This is a genomic window from Hydrogenophaga sp., assembly GCF_965657535.1.
In the GTDB taxonomy this organism is placed as follows: Bacteria; Pseudomonadota; Gammaproteobacteria; order Burkholderiales; family Burkholderiaceae_C; genus Hydrogenophaga.
In genome coordinates this window covers 23,335-42,841 of sequence record NZ_CBFHOP010000011.1, presented here as the reverse complement: position 1 = coordinate 42,841, position 19,507 = coordinate 23,335, and the positions used below count along the sequence as shown (strand labels likewise).

18 protein-coding genes are annotated in these 19,507 nt (G+C 65.5%); 8 read left to right on the top strand and 10 right to left on the bottom strand.

Going from position 1 to position 19,507, the window contains the following annotated elements; translation table 11 throughout:
* The first annotated feature begins 23 nt into the window (after positions 1 to 23).
* Positions 24 to 1,193, top strand: a complete 1,170-nt coding sequence (locus ACTG4K_RS17075) for an MFS transporter (protein WP_439115420.1) — start codon at positions 24 to 26, stop codon at positions 1,191 to 1,193.
* A gap of 12 nt (positions 1,194 to 1,205) precedes the next feature.
* On the opposite strand, the gene ACTG4K_RS17070 is transcribed toward ACTG4K_RS17075, so the two are convergent.
* The gene (locus ACTG4K_RS17070) at positions 1,206 to 2,093 is read right to left on the bottom strand and encodes a pirin family protein (protein ID WP_439115419.1); all 888 of its coding nucleotides are present in this window, start codon (positions 2,091 to 2,093) and stop codon (positions 1,206 to 1,208) included.
* Between the two features lie 34 nt (positions 2,094 to 2,127).
* Positions 2,128 to 2,727, bottom strand: coding sequence for an FMN-dependent NADH-azoreductase (locus ACTG4K_RS17065; protein ID WP_439115418.1), 600 nt, complete (start codon positions 2,725 to 2,727; stop codon positions 2,128 to 2,130).
* 91 nt (positions 2,728 to 2,818) lie between these two features.
* Here ACTG4K_RS17065 and ACTG4K_RS17060 point away from each other — a divergent pair, with 91 nt between their 5' ends.
* From ACTG4K_RS17060 to ACTG4K_RS17045, 4 genes are all read left to right on the top strand, one after another.
* The gene (locus tag ACTG4K_RS17060; protein ID WP_439115417.1) at positions 2,819 to 3,766 is read left to right on the top strand and encodes a LysR substrate-binding domain-containing protein; all 948 of its coding nucleotides are present in this window, start codon (positions 2,819 to 2,821) and stop codon (positions 3,764 to 3,766) included.
* A gap of 80 nt (positions 3,767 to 3,846) precedes the next feature.
* Positions 3,847 to 4,560 (top strand): YebC/PmpR family DNA-binding transcriptional regulator, encoded by a 714-nt coding sequence (locus ACTG4K_RS17055; protein WP_439115416.1) that lies wholly within the window; start codon positions 3,847 to 3,849, stop codon positions 4,558 to 4,560.
* A 135-nt stretch (positions 4,561 to 4,695) separates the two neighbouring features.
* The gene (locus ACTG4K_RS17050) at positions 4,696 to 4,944 is read left to right on the top strand and encodes a DUF3297 family protein (RefSeq protein WP_439115415.1); all 249 of its coding nucleotides are present in this window, start codon (positions 4,696 to 4,698) and stop codon (positions 4,942 to 4,944) included.
* A 46-nt stretch (positions 4,945 to 4,990) separates the two neighbouring features.
* The gene (locus ACTG4K_RS17045; protein ID WP_439115414.1) at positions 4,991 to 5,854 is read left to right on the top strand and encodes a hypothetical protein; all 864 of its coding nucleotides are present in this window, start codon (positions 4,991 to 4,993) and stop codon (positions 5,852 to 5,854) included.
* A gap of 74 nt (positions 5,855 to 5,928) precedes the next feature.
* Here the strand turns inward: ACTG4K_RS17045 and aroQ are convergent, their stop codons facing one another.
* The gene (gene aroQ / locus ACTG4K_RS17040) at positions 5,929 to 6,405 is read right to left on the bottom strand and encodes a type II 3-dehydroquinate dehydratase (RefSeq protein WP_439115413.1); all 477 of its coding nucleotides are present in this window, start codon (positions 6,403 to 6,405) and stop codon (positions 5,929 to 5,931) included.
* Between the two features lie 193 nt (positions 6,406 to 6,598).
* Between aroQ and ACTG4K_RS17035 the strand changes: the two genes are divergently transcribed.
* The gene (locus ACTG4K_RS17035) at positions 6,599 to 7,660 is read left to right on the top strand and encodes a DnaJ domain-containing protein (protein WP_439115412.1); all 1,062 of its coding nucleotides are present in this window, start codon (positions 6,599 to 6,601) and stop codon (positions 7,658 to 7,660) included.
* A 22-nt stretch (positions 7,661 to 7,682) separates the two neighbouring features.
* Here ACTG4K_RS17035 and ACTG4K_RS17030 read toward each other — a convergent pair whose 3' ends face one another.
* The 5 genes from ACTG4K_RS17030 to aroE all read right to left on the bottom strand — a co-directional run bounded on the left by ACTG4K_RS17030 (position 7,683) and on the right by aroE (position 11,874).
* A complete protein-coding gene (locus ACTG4K_RS17030; protein WP_439115411.1) occupies positions 7,683 to 8,573 on the bottom strand; it encodes a DMT family transporter in 891 nt (296 codons plus the stop codon).
* Positions 8,574 to 8,638: 65 nt separating this feature from the next.
* Complete coding sequence (locus tag ACTG4K_RS17025; protein ID WP_439115410.1) at positions 8,639 to 9,271, bottom strand: FMN-binding negative transcriptional regulator; 633 nt, start codon at positions 9,269 to 9,271, stop codon at positions 8,639 to 8,641.
* Positions 9,272 to 9,375: 104 nt separating this feature from the next.
* A complete protein-coding gene (locus tag ACTG4K_RS17020) occupies positions 9,376 to 10,026 on the bottom strand; it encodes a LysE/ArgO family amino acid transporter (RefSeq protein WP_439115409.1) in 651 nt (216 codons plus the stop codon).
* Positions 10,027 to 10,086: 60 nt separating this feature from the next.
* Positions 10,087 to 10,974, bottom strand: a complete 888-nt coding sequence (locus tag ACTG4K_RS17015; protein ID WP_439115408.1) for an EamA family transporter — start codon at positions 10,972 to 10,974, stop codon at positions 10,087 to 10,089.
* Positions 10,975 to 11,037: 63 nt separating this feature from the next.
* Complete coding sequence (aroE, locus tag ACTG4K_RS17010) at positions 11,038 to 11,874, bottom strand: shikimate dehydrogenase (protein ID WP_439115407.1); 837 nt, start codon at positions 11,872 to 11,874, stop codon at positions 11,038 to 11,040.
* Positions 11,875 to 11,963: 89 nt separating this feature from the next.
* Between aroE and ACTG4K_RS17005 the strand changes: the two genes are divergently transcribed.
* Together ACTG4K_RS17005 and ACTG4K_RS17000 are read left to right on the top strand one after the other, a co-directional pair.
* Positions 11,964 to 15,449, top strand: a complete 3,486-nt coding sequence (locus ACTG4K_RS17005) for a DEAD/DEAH box helicase (RefSeq protein WP_439115406.1) — start codon at positions 11,964 to 11,966, stop codon at positions 15,447 to 15,449.
* A 38-nt stretch (positions 15,450 to 15,487) separates the two neighbouring features.
* Positions 15,488 to 16,144 carry a DsbA family oxidoreductase gene (locus ACTG4K_RS17000; RefSeq protein ID WP_439115405.1) on the top strand — a complete coding sequence of 219 codons (657 nt, stop codon included), beginning with the start codon at positions 15,488 to 15,490 and terminating at the stop codon, positions 16,142 to 16,144.
* Positions 16,145 to 16,149: 5 nt separating this feature from the next.
* Here ACTG4K_RS17000 and ACTG4K_RS16995 read toward each other — a convergent pair whose 3' ends face one another.
* Together ACTG4K_RS16995 and ACTG4K_RS16990 are read right to left on the bottom strand one after the other, a co-directional pair.
* A complete protein-coding gene (locus tag ACTG4K_RS16995) occupies positions 16,150 to 18,063 on the bottom strand; it encodes a B12-binding domain-containing radical SAM protein (protein ID WP_439115404.1) in 1,914 nt (637 codons plus the stop codon).
* A 116-nt stretch (positions 18,064 to 18,179) separates the two neighbouring features.
* Complete coding sequence (locus ACTG4K_RS16990; RefSeq protein WP_439115403.1) at positions 18,180 to 19,439, bottom strand: D-amino acid dehydrogenase; 1,260 nt, start codon at positions 19,437 to 19,439, stop codon at positions 18,180 to 18,182.
* Between the last annotated feature and the right edge of the window lie 68 nt (positions 19,440 to 19,507).

The window sequence follows — 19,507 nt, the reverse complement described above, 5'->3', positions numbered from 1 at the left end:
GCTCAGCTCAAGCAGGGCGCGCGGTGAGCCAGCGCCGGCAGCTGTTCCCTTTTGCGGCGCTCTCGGCGAGCTACTTCGCACACATTGGGTTCTTTAACCCCTACCTGCCGCTGTGGCTGAAAGAGCTGGGCTTCAGCCTGATCGCGATTGCGGTCCTGACGTCGGTGCAGTCGGCCACCCGCCTGTTTGCCCCCTACGGCTGGGGCATGCTGAGCGACCGCACCGGCGAGCGCGTGAAGCTGCTGCGTTTTGGTGCCACGGTGGCGCTTGTACTGTCCTTGGGCCTGTGGTTTCCGCTCGGTGGTGTGGCGCTGTTTGTGGTGTTGCTGCTCATGTTTACCCACACCAGCGCCATGATGCCCATGAGCGAAGCCGCGCTGGCGCATCTGGTGAGCCAGGGCGGCGCGTTTGACGCCAAACGCTATGGCCGCGTGCGGCTCTGGGGTTCGCTCGGTTTTCTGTTCACGGTGGTGAGCGCCGGCTGGTGGTTTGAGCGCTTTGGCATGGGGCATTTCCCCGCTTGGACGTTGGTGACGCTGGCGGCGGTGGTGGTCAGCGTGTGGCTGTTGCCGGACTTCAAGGAGACAGCCCACCACGAAGACCAGCACCCCAACATGTGGCCCGTGTTGCGCCTGCCCGCGGTGCGCTGGTTTTTCGCCGCCGTGTTTTTTCACGTGCTGGCGCACATCTTCATTTACGTGTTTTTCTCGCTCTACCTCGACAGTCTGGGCTACAGCAAAACCGTGATTGGCCTGCTGTGGGCCTTGTCGGTGGTGATCGAGATCGGCTGGTTTTTCTTTCAGGGGCGCTGTTTGCCTTGGCTCTCGCTCACCGGCTGGCTGGTGCTGGCGGCAGCGCTCATGGCGCTGCGCATGGGTCTCACCGCCGGGCTGCCCATGGTGTTGCCGCTGTTGCTGTTGGCGCAGGCACTGCACGCCATCACCTTTGCCGCGCACCACACGGTGTGCATCGCGCTGCTGTCGCACCATTTTCCCGGGCGCCTGCGTGGGCGCGGTCAGGCGCTCTATACCGTGGTGGGCTACGGCTTACCGGGGGTGTTGGGTGGCTTGGGCGGGGGGCTGCTGTCGTCCGCCTTGGGGCTGGCCAGTGTGTTCTGGCTGGCCAGCGCTTGCGCCTTGGTTGCCATGGGCTGTGCATTGCGCCTTCGCCGGCTGGAGCGGACGAGGGCCTGAGCGACCTGGTTTTTACGTCTGCGCTTCCTCGCCCAGACGCCCATCGCGAAAGTCGTTCAGCGCCTGGTAGATCTCTTCTTTGGTGTTCATCACGAACGGTCCGTACTGCGCGATGGGTTCGTTCAGCGGGCGGCCGGCGATGAGCAGGGTCTTGGCCCCGGCTGTGGCCTCGACCACCACGCCGTCGCTGCCGGCGGTGTTGGCCAGCAGGGCCATGCGGCCGGCCGGCACGCGCTGGCCGCCGATGGTCACTGCGCCCCGGTACACGTAGACAAAGGCGTTGTGCGTGGCTGGCAGCGCTTGTGATAAGGCCGCGGCGGCCTGGAAATGCACGTCCAGGTACACCGGCGCGGTGGCGTCGCGAGTCACCGCACCCTGCACGCCATGGCTTTCCCCGGCGATCACGGTCACGGCCACACCCTCGGGCGTGGTGAACTGCGGCAGCTCGACGTTCTTGAAATCGCGGTACCACGGCGCGTTCATCTTGTCGCGCCCGGGCAGGTTCAGCCAGAGCTGGAAACCTTCCATCACGCCCGCTTCTTGTTGCGGAATCTCGGAATGGATCACGCCTTTGCCCGCGGTCATCCACTGCACACCACCGTTTTCCAGCAGGCCTTCGTTCCCCGCGCTGTCGCGGTGCAGCATGCGACCCGCGATCATGTAGGTGATGGTCTCGAAGCCGCGGTGCGGGTGGTCCGGGAAGCCGGCGATGTAGTCGTCGGGGTTGTCGCTGCCAAAGGCATCGAGCATCAGGAACGGGTCGAGCCGGCGCTGCAGGTCCTGCGTGAGCACGCGGGTGAGCTTGACGCCCGCGCCGTCGGACGTGGGCTGCCCGGCGATCAGCCGCTCCACGCGGCGCGGTTGCTGGATGCTGGGAGCGCTGAGGGTGGCGGTGGTCATGGCAGTCTCCTCGTTCAGCGGGGCGTGGGGTGGATCAAGCCAGCGCGGCTTCGATGTCTTGCTCGGCCTGGGCGAACCCCTTGGCCAGCGCTTCTGGGCCCATGGCCAGGCCTTCGGCGTAGATGAAGCGCACATCGGTCATGCCCAGGAAGCCCAGCACGGCCTTGAGGTACGGCACCTGCGAGTCGTTGGGCGTGTCGCGGTAGAGCCCGCCACGGGCCAGGGCCACGTAAACGGTTTTGCCCGTGAGCAGGCCTTCGGGTCCGGTGGCGGTGTAGCGGAAGGTGGTGCCGGCGCGGGCAATCGCATCGATCCAGGCCTTGAGCTGCACCGGCACGCCGAAGTTGTACATGGGCACGCCCAGCACGAGGGTGTCGTGCGCCTGGATCTCGGCGATCAGCGCGTCGTCCAGCGCCACGCGGGCGGCTTGCTCGGGTGTGCGCTGGTCGGCGGGGGTGAACAGCGCGCCCAGGGCGGCTTCGTCCAGCACCGGGTGCGGCGTCACAGCCAGGTCGCGCAGGGCGAGCTTGGCGGCGGGGTTGGCCGCTTGCAGTCGCGCGACGACGCTGTTGGCGACTTTGGTGGAGTTGGCGCCTTCGCGGCGGGCACTGGCGTTGATTTGCAGGATGTTCATGGTGTTTTCCTTAAAAAGCGACATTCGATGTGGTGACTTTAAGATGGATCAATCGCCTTGAAAATACCTTGAAATGGATATGATTGTTTCTATGATGGAACAATCAGGCGCTGAACACGGTATCGACCCCAATGACTTGCTGATCTTTGCCCGGGTGGCCGAGCTGGGCAGCTTCAGCCGCGCGGCCGAGCGCCTGGGCTTGCCCAAGTCCACCGTTTCGCGCCGGCTGGCGGCGCTGGAGCAGCGCATGGGCGAGCGCCTGCTGCTGCGCACCACAAGGCGCCAGACCATGACCGAATTTGGACTGCAGCTGCTGGAACACGCGCGCCAGGTGGTGGCCGAGCTGGACGCTGTGAGCGCGCTGCGCGAACAGCGCCAAGCCGCGCCCAGCGGGCGGTTGCGCGTGTCGATGCCGAGCGACTTTGCCAACCTGATGCTGGTGGACAGCCTGGCCGCCTTCATGGCCCTGCACCCCGCCATTTCGCTGGAGCTGGACCTGTCACCTCGGCGGGTGGACCTGCTGGGCGAGGGCTTTGACGTCGCCATTCGCATGGGCGACCTGCCCGACGACGCGCTGCTGGTGGCGAGCAAGCTGGCGGTGTTTACCCACGGCCTGTATGCCTCGCCCGGCTACCTGGCCGAACACGGCGACCCGCAGAGCCCCGACGACCTGGCGCGCCACACAGCGGTGCGCCTGATGCGCGGCAGCGGCGAGGCCGCAGGCTGGACGCTGGTGCAGGGCGGGCAGCGCTGGGACGCGGTGCCCGCGGGCCGGCTGAGTGCGAATTCCCCCGAACTGCTGATGCGCCTGGCCAGTGCGGGTGCCGGCATTGCGGCCTTGCCAGACGGTTTTGCGCAAGGTGCCATGCGTGGGGGGGTTTTGCGGCGTGTTTTGCCCGGCTGGCACCTGCCCAGCAGCACCGCCTGGGCGGTGTACCCAGGGCGCAAACTCATGCCTGCGAAGACGCGGGCCTTTGTGGACATGCTGCAGCAGGCGCTGGGCGGGCGCAGCCTGCCGTTTGCCCCGCCGCAGGCCTGAACGCACCGGTACCCGCCCGTCGCCCGGCCAGGCTCCACTAAACTCATGGGCTTTGGTCGGCCACAACACAAGGAAAACCCATGGGCGCGCAGTGGAAAGCAAAACACAAAGATCTGGCGGCCAACGCCAAAGGGCGGCTGTTTGGCAAGCTGGCCAAAGACATCATGATTGCAGCCCGCCACGGTGCCGACCCGGCGGCCAACGCGCGCCTGCGCCTGGTGGTGGAACAGGCGCGAAAGGTGTCCATGCCCAAGGAAACGCTGGACCGAGCCATCAAGAAGGGCGCCGGGCTCACCGGTGAGGCCGTGCATTTTGAACACGTCATTTACGAAGGCTTCGCACCGCACCGCGTGCCGGTGATGATCGAGTGCCTGACCGACAACGTGAACCGTGCGGCGTCGGACATGCGCGTGCTGTTTCGCAAGGGCCAGCAGGGCACCAGCGGTTCGGTATCGTGGGACTTTGACCACGTGGGCATCATTGAGGCCGAGCCCGCCACCCAGGGCGCTGACCCGGAAATGGCGGCCATTGAAGCGGGCGCCCAAGACTTTGAGGTGGGCGACGAGGACGGTGTGACCGTGTTCATGACCGACCCCACCGACCTGGACCTGGTCAGCCGCGCGCTGCCCGCGCAGGGCTTCACCGTGCTGTCTGCCAAGCTGGGCTACAAACCCAAGAATCCGATCGACCCCGGCAGCCTTACCCCCGAACAGCTGGACGAGGTGGAAACCTTTCTGGCGGCGCTGGACGCCAACGAAGACGTGCAAAACGTGTTTGCCGGCCTGGGTGGCTGAACCCTGCCGGGCAGCCCCGTGTGTGCCTGCTGCGGGCTGAACGCGGGCTTGTTCACGCTTTGTCGCGCTGCCGCTGCGCAGGCCTGGCCAAATCCGGGAAAATCACTTCTTCTCCATATTCTGTGAAGCTTTTCCATGACCGACGCGACCCAAGCCCCAGCGCTACCCGATCACCTGTCCATCGACCCGCGCAGCCCGCACCATGTAGCGGCGGTTTTTGAGCACGACATCGGGATTCGCCTGAACGACCGCGAGCGCTTTGACGTGGCCGAATACTGCATCAGCGAAGGCTGGGTGAAGGTACCCGCCGGCAAAACGGTGGACCGCAAGGGCCAGCCGCTGCTGATGAAGATCAAGGGCAAGGTCGAGGTGTTTTACAAGTAAGCAAGCGACAGTCCGACACGCGTCACCAGTCACCAAGGGAGGCAATATGGCCAGCGATCTGGATTCGGTCAAGGTGCTCAGGGCACTGTTCAACGACATGCCGCGAGCCCCCCAAGGTCTTTCGCATCTGGAAACCATGGCCTGGATCCAGCGGTCGATGCAGGACTTTGAGGGTGGCGATATGGCTTACACCATTGAGCACATCACCCGCCATTCGATGCTTGACATCGTGCTGCGCATGCGCGAAGACGGGCAGCTCCAGGACGACGCGGCGTTTGACGAAACCTTGGCGCTGATTTCGACCCCCGAGGGCCGAACAACGTTTATGGACCGCTGCATCACGGCACAAAAATGCGTGGACGCCACGTCCCGTCTGATCAACCGCGCCAAGCGCTCCTGGTCAGACCCGCAGCCCTTTTTTCATGTGCAGGCGGACGAAGTGCAGCGCTTTGTGCGGGGCGAGCCATCGGGCCCGGGGCCTATGTTGGCCGAGTTTCTGGCGCGTGAAGACGTGCAGGGCATTGGTGTTTTTGATGACGCACCGGCGCGGGTGTACGCGTTTTCCTGGGGCTTTGTGACCGAAGACGCGGGCGTCTGGAATGTGTATGTGGCCGAGGTGTGGCGCCGCGGCACGGTTGGGTTTTTCGAGCGCTTTCTGGGTGCTTGGCGCATGGAAAGCGAAACCCCCGCCGACAGCGAGGCTGGCGCCTGTCCGGTGCCGGTGCATGTGTCCGTTGACGTGGGCATTGCTGCGTTCAGCAGCCTCACCTTGCAAGCCGACCCAGCGCAGGTGGACGGCACCACCCGCCAGTGGCTCGGCGAGGTGTTCTTGGCCCGCATGCTCCCCTACATGGCCGCACGCGCGCTGGATGAAGACTACGATTTCCCGCTGCCGCTGCTCGATCAGTAAGCGTTGGGTGGGCCTTGCATTGCGCCCCCCCACCTGCTGTTGCCCGTATATTTCATTGGCCTTTACAGACCCATTCAGGGCTTTTGCGTGGCGGCAGAGTTGACACACTTGCGAACCAGGCCGTCCATGGCAATCAGGTAACCGTCCACGCCGAAGCCCACCACGATGCCCGCAGCCGCTGGTGACACCCAGGAATGGTGGCGAAAGGCTTCCCGCGCATGTACGTTGGACACATGGCACTCGATCACGGGCAATGGCTCTACGCCCTTGATGGCGTCATGCAGCGCGATGGATGTGTGGGTGAACGCACCGGGGTTGAACACCACGCCCAAAGCCTTCCCTTCGCGGTAGAGGCGGCCATATTCATGCACTTTGTCCAGCAGCGCACCTTCCCAGTTGCTTTGAAAGCACTCAACCTCGTAACCCAGGCTTTCGCCATGTGCCTTGCAGAAGGCTTCCACATCGGTCAGCGTGGTGTAACCATATTGCGCTGGCTCGCGGGTGCCCAGCAAGTTCAGGTTGGGGCCATTAAGGATCAGGATCTTTTTCATGTTGTGTTCTGGACCGGTGTGGGCTTGAAGCCGCGATTTTGACCCAAAGGGCCAAGGTCGGGTCTCAGCGCTGCCCATGTTGTGTGCAGGTCGCCGTGTGCCCCCATTGCGTCGATGGTCGCACCAGCTACCATCGTGCCTGCCGTTTCTTTGAAGCCTTTCACTTGTTTCTCGCGAAAAATCGCCCTGCGCCATGCCCCAAGCCACTGCCCGCGACACCGCTTCGGCCTTTCGCAAAAAACCGGTCCAATTTGCACCCCAGCCGTGGAGCGGCCGGGTGGATCCGGACGAATGCCACCGCCCAGGTGGGCTGCTCACCGCAGCGCTGATGCAGTGCGCCAGCGAGCGCGATCTGTCGCAAAGCGACCTGGCCACGTCTCTCGGTGTGTCGTATTGGGATGTGAGTCAGCTGCGTATCGGGTTTCGGCCCATCGAGTCCATCAAGGACGAGCTGGCCGAAGCCTGCGCTGTGTTTCTGGGCGTGCCGCGCCTCACGGTTGACATGCTTGCCGGCCTGCTTGACCCACAAGACGCGCTGGCTTCGGCGCCGCTCACGGGTGAAGACATCGTGCACGCACGCCATTTGCAGGGCCGCGACGCAGCGCACGTGGCGTTGGACCTGCAGCTCAACCGCGCGCGCGCCTTGCAAGCCCTGTCGGTGGATGAGCTCGCCGAACTGCAGCGCGCCTGGGGTGGCAACCCGGCGGTGCGCCAAGCCCTGAGCGCAGAGTTGCGCCACCGGCCGATGTCCAAAACCGAATTGCTGCGCGCAGCGGTGGGCACCGGGGAGCACACGGGGGCAACGCCGCAGCAAGCGCCTGACGGTGCATCGCCACACGCCCAGCCGGCCACCGCCATCATCCGCTGCACCTGCTGCCAGAAGCGCCTGCGCATTCCGCTGATGGACAGCCCCAGCGACATCCGCTGCCCTGCGTGTCAAACCGAGTACGCCGTCCATTGGCAAGAGATGGTGTGTGTGGTGCAGCGCCATGAGGCGCCGGCGGACGACGACACGGTTGACGCTGGCGCAGACCCCGCACCCGAAGTGCAGAGCGCGCCTGCGGCCGACCCGTGGGGTGTGCTGGGTTTGGCCCACGACAGCCCATGGGCAGAGGTGGAGCGTGCGCGGCGCATGCTGCTGCAGCAATACCACCCAGACCGCCTGGGCCACGTGCCACCGCTGGTACACAAGCTGGCCGAAGATGCGTTCAAGCGGGTGAACGATGCTTACGACGCACTGAAGGCGCAGCGGTAAACACCACTGGCCAGGCGTTCTGTCATGGCACCGGGTCTCCCACCCCTGTGCGCCGCAGCGGGTTGAAACCCGTCACCAGCGCGGTGGCCAGCAGCACCAGCGCGCCACCTGCAAAAATACCGGGTGAAAGCGCTTCGCCCAGAAAAATATGGCCCCAGGTGACGCCAAACACCGGGATTAAAAAAGCCGGGCTCATGGCCGCCACTGGGGACACGTGGCGAATGATGCGCAGGTGCGCCCAATACGCCAGGCCAGATGTCACCACGCCCAGCACCAGCACCACCCCGAGCGCCGCCGGCGTGAATTGCGCTTGCGGCAGCGCCCACACTGCACCTGGCAGCAGCAACACCAGCGACATGGCGTGAATGCCCGCAGCAATGGCCAGGGGCTGCATGCGGGTGGTGGCGCGTTTCATGAGTGATGTGGAGAAGCCATAACACGCCGCCGCCGTGATGCAGGCGAGCGCGGCGGCCAGCGTGGCGGCATCGGGTTGCACCGGGCCCAGCCGCACGATCAGGCCGACCCCCAGGAAGCCGCACAGGCAGCCCAGCAGCTTGCGCGCTGACAGGGTGTCTTCTTTCAGCCAGGCTGCGGCCAGCGTGCCAAACAGCACCGCCGTGGTGTTGAGCAGGGCGCTGTAGCCTGCCGGCAGGCGCAGCGCAGCCCAGGAATACAGCAGAAAAGGCGCCGCAACCGACAGCACGCCCAGCCACAGCAGTTCGCGCCAGTGTTGCCAGGGCCAGCGGTGGTTCAGCGTGCGCATGACGACAGCCAACGTGATGGCTGCCAGGCCCACCCGGCCACCGGCCAGCACCATGGGACCCAGCAGCGGGCTGGCGATGCGCAAAAACAAAAACGAGGCGCCCCACAAGGCAGAGAGGCCGATGAGCTGCGCAAAGTGTTTGTTTTTCACCGCGCGATTGTGCGGGGATTTGAATCCCCGTTCTGTCCGGTAGGTGCTATCGGTGGGCCTTGGCCTCAACCCGCACGCCGCATGGCTTCAGCCGCTGGCGCGTTCCCCAAAGCTTCCACCCCTGCCGCCGCACCCAGCCGGTCGCGTTCTTCACGGTTTTGGCCGAGCTTGGACTTGCCCACCAAGCGGGTGATTTCCACCTCGATACCGACGATGGCTTGCAGCATGCCGGTGATGAACTCGGGCGCCGAGTCGCCCATCTTCCAGGGCTGGGCTTGCTGCGATCGCTGCTCGTGTTCGCGTGTGAGGCGCGCCACCAGCCCGCGCACGAAGCGCTCGTCGTCCACCACACGCAGGCGGCCGTGGGCGTGCACCACCTGGTAGTTCCAGGTGGGCACGTGCCGGTGGTGTTCGGGTTTGCTGGGGTACCAGTTGGGCGAAATATAGGCATCGCTGGCCTGAAATACCACCAGCACGTCGGCGCCCTCGGCGGGCACCTCGCGCCACACTGGGTTGGCGCGCGCCACGTGGGCGCGCAGCGTGCCTTGCGGGCCAGCGTCTTCAGCCAGTTCAAACGGAATGTGGTTGGCGTCCAGTCCGTGGGGGCCGTGTGTGATGAGCGTGCCCAGCGGGTGTTCACGCATCACGCGCTGCAGTTCGCCTGGGCGGTGATCTTCGAAGTGGGTGGGGATGTACATGGCGGTTTGGGGTACAGGTTCGGTCGGTGGCTGTTATACCGTGAGCGAGCGGTGGCAGATATGGGCAGGCGCCTGCCTGCTGCTGTCGGGGTGGCGTCTGAATCTCAGGCGCCCAGCAGCGCATGCCGCACCAGCAGCGCGGCCAGCAGCCACATGGTGGCGCCGATCAGACCGTCCAGCATCTGCCAGGCGCGGGGCTTGGCAAACAGCGGCGCCAGCCAGCGCGCCCCGAAACCCAGCGCCGTGAACCAGCCGAGGCTGGCGATGCAGGCACCCGCCACAAACCAGCCCTGCAGCCCGGGCGGTTGCTGGGCGCCGATGCTGCCCACCAGCAGCACCGTGTCCAGGTACACATGGGGGTTGAGCAGGGTGAAGGCAGCGGCCTGCGCCAGCGCGGCGCCGTGGCTCAGGCCCGCGCCACCCTCGGCCGCCTTCAGCTGGCTCGTGCGGCGCGCACGCAGCAGCGCCTGCCAGCCGTACCAGGCCAGAAAAGCCGCACCAGCCAGCGCCATGGCCCGGGCCACGCCAGGGCTGTTGCCCAGCGCCTGCGCCATGCCCAACACACCGGCGGTGATGAGTACCGCGTCGGTCAGCGCGCAAAACAACACCACGCTCGCCACATGCTCGCGCCGCAGCCCCTGGCGCAGCACAAAGGCGTTTTGCGCACCGATGGCCACGATGAGGCCCAGGCTCAGGACCAGGCCTTGCAGGAAGACGGGAAACACCATCGAAGCGGAGGGGAGAGGCAGATTCATGCGCCTAGATTGTCGGTGTTCAGCAACGATGGCCAGCGGTCGTCCGGACGCACGACGGCGTCACATCACAATTTCTTCTGCGACCACCTTGTGCTTGCCCTGGCTGGCCGTGACCGAGCTGCCCGCCGCAGCGCACATCACCAGCACAATCGCCAGCCACTGCAAGGCGCTCAGGTGCTCGCCCAGCATCAGCAAACCCAGCAGCGCGGCCACGGCGGGTTCCAGGCTGGTCATGATGCCAAAGGCCTCTTGCGGCAAGCGTTTCAGGGCCACCATTTCTAGCGATATGGGAATGGCGCTGGACACCGCAGCCACGCCCAGTCCGAACACCAAAATGTGCGGGTCCAGCAAGGCGCTGCCGGCGTGCCACACGCCAAACGGCACCACGGTGAGGGCGGCTAAGCTCAGGCCCAGCGCCACCGAATGTCCGGCGTGCAAATGCCCCAGGCGCTTGCCAAACACAATGTAGGCGGCCCAGCACACCGCGGCACCCAGCGCAAAGGCCACGCCAGTGGGGTCGAGGCTGCTCACATCGTGCCCCAGCGGCAGCAGCAGCCCGAGGCCCAGCACGGCCAGGGCCACCCATACAAAGTCAACCGGCTTGCGCGACGACCACATGGCCACGGCCAGCGGTCCGCTGAACTCAATGGCCACGGCCACGCCAAATGGAATGGTTTGCAGCGACTGGTAAAACATCAGGTTCATGCAGCCCAGCGCCATGCCGTAGCGCAGCAGGCTTTTGGCGTCGACCGCAGAAAGCGGCCAGCGCCAAGGGCGCCAGATCAGCAGCAGCAACAAGGCCGAGAAGCCGACCCGCAGGGCCGTGGTGCCCAACGAGCCCACCTGGGGAAACAGCTGCTTGGCAAACGACGTGCCGATGCCCAGCGCCGTGACGGAGCCGAGCACGGCGAGCAAGGGCAGGGCCTGCGCCCAGCGTGGGGAAGTCATGTGAAAAGGGGGCGCCTGGCCTTTTCAGGCGGCGTTTTGCGAAAGTGTCAGGCGCGCAGCTGGTCAGACCAGCGGCACGGTCAGGCGTTCGATGACCGGGCGGGTGTCGGGCCGCACGCCGCGCCACCACGCAAACGCCTCGGCGGCTTGCTCGACCAGCATGCCGACGCCATCGGCGATGTGGGCGGCGCCAGCAGCCTGCGCCTGCTTCAAAAAGGGCGTGAGTCCCTTGCCGTACACCAGCTCGTAGGCCAGAGCGCCTGGGGCAAACACCCCTTGGGGCAAGGGCAGCTCGGCTTGCGACAGGCCAGTGGAGGTGGCGTTGAGCACCACGTCAAACGACTCGCCCGTCAGGTCGCCGTAGCCACCCGTTTGCAGGCTCACATGGGCCGCAAAGTCGCTCTGGAGCTGGTGGGCTTTGTCGGCGCTGCGGTTGGCCACGGCGATCAGGGCCGGTTGTTGTGCTGCGATGGGCAAAATGGCACCGCGCGTGGCGCCACCGGCGCCGCACAGCAGCACCCGCTTGCCCGCGAGCGACACGCCCAGGTTGTGCTGGATGTCGTTGACCAGACCCAGGCCGTCAAAGTTCTGGGCATAGATGCGGTCGTTGTCAAACTTGAGCGCGTTCACCGCGCCGGCCAGTCGGGCCGATTCCATCGGATCGGTGGCGATCTCAAACGCCTGCAGCTTGAACGGCAAGGTCACGTTCAGCCCGCGCCCGCCCTGGGCGCGAAAGGCGTGCACCACCGCAGAAAACCCGTCCAGCGGCGCTTCAATGGCGGTGTATTCCATGACCTGGCCGGTGGCCTGTGCAAACAGACCGTGAATCAGCGGTGATTTGCTGTGTGCAATGGGGTGGCCGATCACCGCATAGCGGTATATGGCGTGGGGTTCACTCATGGGGCGGTTCAAGTGTGGTTTGATACGGGCCTTTTCAGGCAAATTCAACGTATTTTCAGCGGTAGGCAGACATGGCAAAAAGCGGTGCAATGCGCAGTCCCTGGTTTGACACCAAAGCCTTGCAAGACCACGTGGATTATCAGACCTGGACGCGCGGCCAGTCGTTGTTTCTGCATGGCAAGGTGTTGTCTTACGACGTGACCTCAGACGGTGTTTCCTGGGTCATTTCAGGTGAGGTGCAGGGCACCCAGGAAGACCCCTACGATGTGCAAGCCGAGATCACACTAGACCCGCAAAACCGCCTCGTGGACTGGTTTGGCACCTGCAGCTGCCCCGTGGGCGAGATCTGCAAACACGCCGTGGCCATGACCATCAAGGCTGGTTTCAATGGCCTGCGGCTGGGTGGCGTGGTGATGCCAGCTGCCTTGGTCAATGGCGACGATGTGGCGTTGCAGGCCCTCACCGATGGCATGCTGAAAGCCGCCAAGGAGCGCCTTGAGCAACAGGCCCAAGCCGCCGCCGAGGCCATGGCCGAGCGGCAGTTGATCGGCTGGATGCAAAAAGTGGATGCCGCCCAGACCCGCGCCATCGGCCCGCAAGCCGATGCGTGCAGCGGAGAGCCCCGGGTGGACCAGTTGCTGTACCTTGTGTCGACCCTGGCGGCACCGGGCGGCCCCCGTTTGCAGATGACGCTGAGCAGCGCCTACGTCAAAGTCAACGGCGGGTGGTCCAAACCCAGCGTGGTGCGCAGTGAGCCCAGCGCGGGCTATGCCCTGTACGACCAGGCCAGCCCCACCGACCGACAGATCTTGCAGCTCATGCGCGCCTGCAAGGGCGCTCGCGCTGGCTACAGCTTTGGCTATGGTTACGCCGACACGGTGTGGCCTGGCGGCGAGGCCGGGTTGTTCATGCTGCGCCTGGCCGCCAGCACGGGCCGGCTGTTCACCCGCTCCAGCACCGGCTACCCCGAGCGGGCGTTGCGCTGGGGTGAACCCGAACCCCTGCAATGGCGCTGGGCTGAGGTGGCGCCCAGCGGCAAGGCCCCGCCCGGCTGGCGCCTGCAAGGCGCACTGGGACGTGAAAGCCTGCTGCTGTGTGCCAACGAACCGCCGCTGTACCTGGACGCCGATCGCGGCCTGCTGGGTGCCGTGGTGGCCGAAGGCGTGGCGCCCGAACGGCTGGCCGCGCTGCTGGACGCGCCGGTGCTGGCCGCCTCAGCCTTGCAAAAGCACGCTGAACAGCTGGTGTTGCTGCTGGGCGCTTTGCCGCTGCCGCCCGTGTTGCCGCGCGTCGAGTCCTTGGCGGACGTGGTGCCGGTGCCTCGTCTTCTTCTGAGCCCGGTGCCCGCCCAAGATGCTCCAGCCCAAGGGCTTGTGCGTGGACAGCTTCGGTTCAACTATGCGGGCCACCAGGGTTTTTGGCACCACCACCAACCCACGGTGATGCTGCCCGTCCCAAGCGCTGACAGTCCGCGCCAGCTGCTGCACCGCGACCTGGCCACCGAACGGCGAGCTCTGGAGCGCTTGCACGCCCTGGGTTTGCAGGTGGGTGGTGGCGGGCTGCTGGCGCTGTTGTCCACCGACACCCAGCTCACTTGGCTGCGCTGGGCCGACAGCGGCTGGGCAGAACTGCGTGAGGCCGGCTTTGAGGTGCTGCTGGACGACCGCCTGACCGACTGGGTGCAGCGCGCCGACGGTGTACACGTGGCGCTGGACGTGCAGGGCGGTGAACCCGGCGACGAAGGCACCTCACCCTGGTTTGACCTGTCGCTGGGCATCGAGATCAACGGCGAGCGCCACAACGTGTTGCCCTGGCTGCCCGACATGCTGGCCGCCGCAGCGCAGGGTCCGATCAACCCCGAAACCGGCCAGCCCGAGCTGCCCGAGTTTTTGTATTTGCGCGCCGCCAACCCGCAAGGCTTTGTGCGCTTGCCCAGCGCGTCCTTGCGCCCCTGGCTGGGTGCCTTGCTGGAACTGGTGGGCGACCGGGCGGTGGACTTCGGGGCTGAAAAAATACAGCTCTCGCGCATGGAAGCCCTGCGCACCAGCGCTGCGCTGGGCGAGGGTGTGGCCTGGGACGGCGCGCAGAGCCTGCACGGGCTGGTGCAGCGCATGCACGGGCAGCAAAGCCTGCCCGTGGTGCCACTGCCCGAAAGCGTGCGCGCCAGCCTGCGCCCCTACCAGCAGCAAGGCCTGAACTGGCTGCAGTTCTTGCGTGAAAACGCGCTGGCCGGCATCTTGGCCGACGACATGGGTCTGGGCAAAACCCTGCAAACGTTGGCCCACATCCAGGTGGAAAAAGACGCCGGCCGGCTGGACCGGCCCGCGCTCATCATCGCGCCCGTTAGCCTGCTGGGCAACTGGCAGCGCGAAGCCGAACGTTTCTGCCCCGATCTGCGCTGCACGGTGCTGCACGGGCAAGACCGGCACGCCAAAGCGGCGGACCTGCATGGCATTGACGTGGTTGTTGCGCCGTATTCGCTGCTACAACGCGACCGGGAACTGTGGTTGCAAATGCCCTGGCACCTGGTGGTACTGGACGAAGCGCAGAACATCAAAAACGCCAGCACCCACGCCGCTCAGGTGGCCTGTGAGCTCGTCACCCGCCACCGGCTGTGTCTCTCGGGCACACCCATGGAAAACCACTTGGGTGAAATCTGGAGCCTATTCCACTTCCTCATGCCCGGATTTCTGGGCGCTCAGCAGCGTTTCAAAGAGCGCTTTCGCAACCCCATTGAACGCCAGGGCAACGCCGAGCGGCTGGCGCAGCTGCGCGCCCGCATCACCCCGTTCATGCTGCGCCGAACCAAGGCGCTGGTGTCCCACGAACTGCCGCCCAAAGTGGAAACCGTGGCGCGGGTGGAGCTGGCTGGCAAGCAAGCCGATTTGTACGAAACCATTCGCCTCACCATGGAAAAAACCGTGCGCGAGGCGCTCGAAACCAAAGGCCTGGCGAAGTCGCAAATCACCATCCTGGACGCGCTGCTCAAGCTGCGCCAGGTGTGCTGCGACCCGCAACTGCTCAAGCTCGACGCGGCGAAAAAGGTCAAACAGTCGGCCAAGCTCGAACACCTCATGGAGGTGCTGCCCGAGATGCTGGCGGAGGGGCGGCGCGTGTTGCTGTTTTCGCAGTTCACCAGCATGCTCACCCTGATTGAAGCCGAGTTGAAAAAGCGCGATCTGAAATGGGTCAAACTCACCGGCCAAAGCCAGAAACGCGACGAGATCATCGACCGTTTCACCAGCGGCCAGGTGCCGCTGTTCCTCATCAGCCTCAAGGCCGGCGGCGTGGGTCTGAACCTGCCCCAGGCCGACACCGTGATCCACTACGACCCCTGGTGGAACCCCGCGGTGGAAAACCAGGCCACCGACCGCGCCCACCGCATCGGCCAGACGCAAAGCGTGTGGGTGATCAAGCTGGTGGCGCAGGGCACCATTGAAGAACGCATACTCGCGCTGCAGGAGCGCAAAGCCGCCCTGGCCAACGACGTGTACCGGGGCGCCACCGCGCGGCGCGAGCCGATGTTTGGCGAGAGCGATCTGGCCGAGCTGCTCAAGCCCCTGGGCGCCCACTAAATTCCCTTTTTTCGCCCCATCCTGAAGGAGTACCCGCCATGACCACCGCATTGAAAATCGATTTTGTGTCCGACGTCTCTTGTCCCTGGTGTGCCGTGGGCCTGGGCGCACTGGAGCAAGCCCTGGACGCGGTGCAGGGCGACATCAGCGCCGATCTGCATTTCCAGCCCTTCGAACTGAACCCGCAGATGGGCCCAGAGGGCCAGGACATCACCGAGCACCTGACGCAAAAGTACGGCAGCACGGCCGCGCAGCAGGTGCAGATTCGGGACACCATTCGCCAGCGCGGCGCCGAAGTGGGCTTTGCGTTCAACCCCGATGGCCGGGGCCGCATCTGGAACACCTTTGATGCCCACCGGCTGCTGCACTGGGCCGCGCTGGAAGGCGCACCGGGCCAGCAAGCCGCCCTGAAAAAAGCCCTGCTGGCCGCCTGCCACACCCGGTCAGAGGCCATGGCCGACCCCGCCGTGCTGCTGGCCTGTACCGAGCAGGCCGGGTTGGACGGCAGCCGCGCCCGCGCGGTGCTGGCCGGCGGCGAATTTGCGCAGGCGGTGCGCGAGCGCGAGGCGTTCTACACCAGCCAGGGCATCCACTCGGTACCGGCCGTCATCATCAACGACCGCCACCTCATTTCGGGCGGCCAGCCTGCGGCGGTGTTTGAACAGGCGCTGCGGCAGATTGCAGCGGGCGCCTGAGCGCCTCAGGCCCGTAGCGACAGGGCCTTGCTGATCTTGTGCCGGCTCACCGTGGGCTTGGGCACTTTGTGCGGCAGGTGTTCAAACCACCGGCGCACATCGTCTTCCACGCACAGGCCGTGCATGTAGTTGTAGATCGCCTTGCGCAGGCCCTGGCCGAGCGCGTCGTGGTCGGTCCCTGTGGGGTCGATGAAGCCGATGTCGTTTTTGGCGAAGCTCACCGGCGGCAGCGGGATCAGCTCAATGCCGTAGGCCGCCGGGTCCATGCCCACGGGCGAGTGCACGGTGCAGCTGAAGCGGTGAAAAAAGCCGCTCTGGATGCAACCGGTTTCAAACAGCTGGCGCACGTATTCCAGCGCGTCCACCGTGTCTTGGAGCGTTTGTGTGGGAAAGCCGTACATGAGGTAGGCGTGCACCAGAATGCCAGCGTCTGAAAAACCCTTGGTCACGCGCGCCACTTGCTCCACGCTGACGCCTTTTTTCATCAGGTTGAGCAGGCGGTCGCTGGCCACTTCGAGGCCGCCGCTCATGGCGATGCAGCCGCTTCGGGCCAGCAGATCGGCCAGCTCGGGGGTGAAGGTTTTTTCAAACCGGATGTTGCCCCACCAGCTGATGTGCAGGTCGCGCCGAATCAGTTCCTCGGCCAACGCTTTGAGCGCTTTGGGTGGCGCGGCTTCGTCCACAAAATGGAAGCCGGTCTGGCCGGTTTCTTCCACGATTTGCTGGATGCGGTCGGCCAGCTTTTCGGCCGTGGCGGTCTCGTAACGGCCGATGTAGTCCAGGCTCACGTCGCAAAAACTGCACTTTTTCCAGTAGCAGCCATGCGCCACCGTGAGCTTGTTCCAGCGACCGTCGCTCCACAGGCGGTGCATGGGGTTGAGCATGTCGAGCAGGCTCAGGTATTTGTCCAGCGGCAGGCCGTCCCAGGTGGGCGTGCCCACGTCTTCAAATGCAATGTCCGGCTCGGCCAGATTCACGTATTTCACCGCGCCGTCCTCGCGCACAAACGTCCTTTGCAGGCGCTGTCGCCCGCGCTGGCCGCGCAGGTGCTCAATGAGCGAGAGCACGGGGCGTTCGCCCGCGTCCAGCGTCACGTAGTCCACGAAGTCAAACACGCGCGGGTCGCTCAACTCGCGCAGTTCGGTGTTGACGAACCCGCCACCCAGCGCCACGGTGATGTTGGGGTGGTCGGCCTTGATGGTCTGGGCAATGCGAAAGGCCGCGTACACCGAGCCGGGAAAGGGCACCGACAGCAGCACGAGCTGCGGCTGGTGCCGCTCGACGGCCGCCAGCGTGAGGCTGCGCAGCAGGTCGTCGACCAGCGTGGGCGGTGCGGCCAGCGCCTGGGCCAGCGGGTCAAACGTGGGCTGACTGCTGGCCAGCGACTCGGCGTAGCGCACAAATTCAAAGCGTTCGTCCACCGCGTCGCGCAGCACATCGGCCAGGTCGTTCAGGTACAGCGTGCACAGGTGGCGGGCCTTGTCTTGCACGCCCAGTGCGCCAAACGCCCAGGCCAGCGGGTCTCCGCTGCCGTCATCTTCGTAGGCGTCCAGCGCGGCAAAACGCGGGCCTTCCGGCAGCAGACCGCGCGCGGCGATGCGATGGGCCAGGGTGGAGTCGCGGCCCTGCAGGTAGGTCATGACGGGGCCTATGCTGCTGCGGTAGGTGGAGAGCTGGTCCAGAAAGGCGTGCACGCTGGCGCTGCGCTCGGCCTCGGGCAAGGCGTTGGCGCGGTCGCGCACGGCGTCCAGCCCGGCGGGTGTGAACAGCTGGAGCACGAGGGCGAGTGCCAGGTCTTCCTGCACGGCGTCCAAGCCGCGCGAGCGCAGAAAGCCGGTGAGGTAAGCGGTGGACGGGTAGGGCGTGTTGAGCTGCGTCATCGGGGGGATGAGGCTGAGCACGCGGAAGTGGGTGGGCATGGGCGGTTGGGCTTGGGGCAATACGAGGAGCTTAGCCCAAGCCCACCGCTGCAGCGGGCGGGAGCACGCCATGCCCGCACCGCCAGTGGAAGCTTGCGCGCGTTGCGCGTGCAGCGTCAATGGGCCGGGGCGGGCACCACCAGGCGCGTGTGGCGCCGTTGCGCTTGCCACTGCGCCACATGCCCTGCGAGCTGGTGCGCGGTGATGGCAGAGAGCGTCCAGCCCAGGTGGCCGTGGCCGGTGTTGTAGAACACGTTGGGCAGTCGGCCGGAGCCCACGCGCGGCAGCATGTCCGGCATCATGGGCCGCAGGCCGGCCCAGGGCTCGACGCGGCGGGTGCTCACGCCCGGGAAACACTCATTCACCCAGTTGACCAGCGGGCGGATGCGGTCGGCGCGGATGTCCAGGTTGTAGCCGTTGAACTCGGCCGTGCCGGCCACGCGGAAACGGTCGGCGCCTAAGCGGCTGGTCACCAGCTTGGTTTCGTCGTCTAGCAGGCTCACCTGGGGTGCTGCGGCCTGGCTCTGTTCGTCGTTGAGCATCACGGTGATGGAGTAGCCCTTCACCGGGTACACGTTGAGCCGGTCGCCCAGCTGGGCGGCCAGTGCGCGGCTGCGCACGCCGGCGCAGACCACCACGGCATCGGCTTGCACGGTGTCGCCGCTGGCCAGCACCACGCGGGCCACCTGGCCGTCGCTGCTGACCGATTGCACCGTCTCGCCGGTGAGGAAGCGCACACCCATCCGTTCGCAGGCCTGACCCAAGCCGTGGGTGAACTTGTGGATGTCGCCGGTGCTGTCGCTCTCAGTGAAGTAGCCACCGTAGAAATCGCCGTGCAGCGTGGGTTCAATGGCGCGCATCTCGTCGGGTGTGACAGCGCGGCGGGGCAGACCGCCGGCGGCCAGCAGTTTGGACACTTCGCCCGCGTGGTCAAAGCCGGCCTTGTCGCGGTAGATGTGCAAGATCCCTTCGCGCTTGAGGTCGAAGTCGATGCCCTCGGCCTGAGCCCAGGCAAACAGGTGCTGACGCGCATCAATGGCCAGGCGGGTGGTGGCAATGGTGTTGTCGCGGTACTTGGGGATGTTGGCCACGAACTCGGCCATCCAGCTCAGCTTGTGCCAGCTGGGCTTGGGGTTCATGAGCAGTGGCGCGTCGTTTTTCAGCATCCACTTGATGCCTTTGATCAGCGTGGACGGGTGCGTCCACACCTCGGCATTGGAGGCAGAGAGCTGGCCGCCGTTGGCGTAGCTGGTTTCCATGCCGGCGTAGCGGTTCTTTTCGATCAGCGTGACGCGGTGGCCTTGCTGGGCCAGAGCGTAGGCGCTGGTCACGCCGGTGATGCCGCCGCCGATGACGATGAGGTGTTGTTGTGCCATGGGAATCTCGCTTTCAAAGCCGTCAAACAAAGAGGTACGTGGCCTGCACACGGTGTGCGGGCCACGAC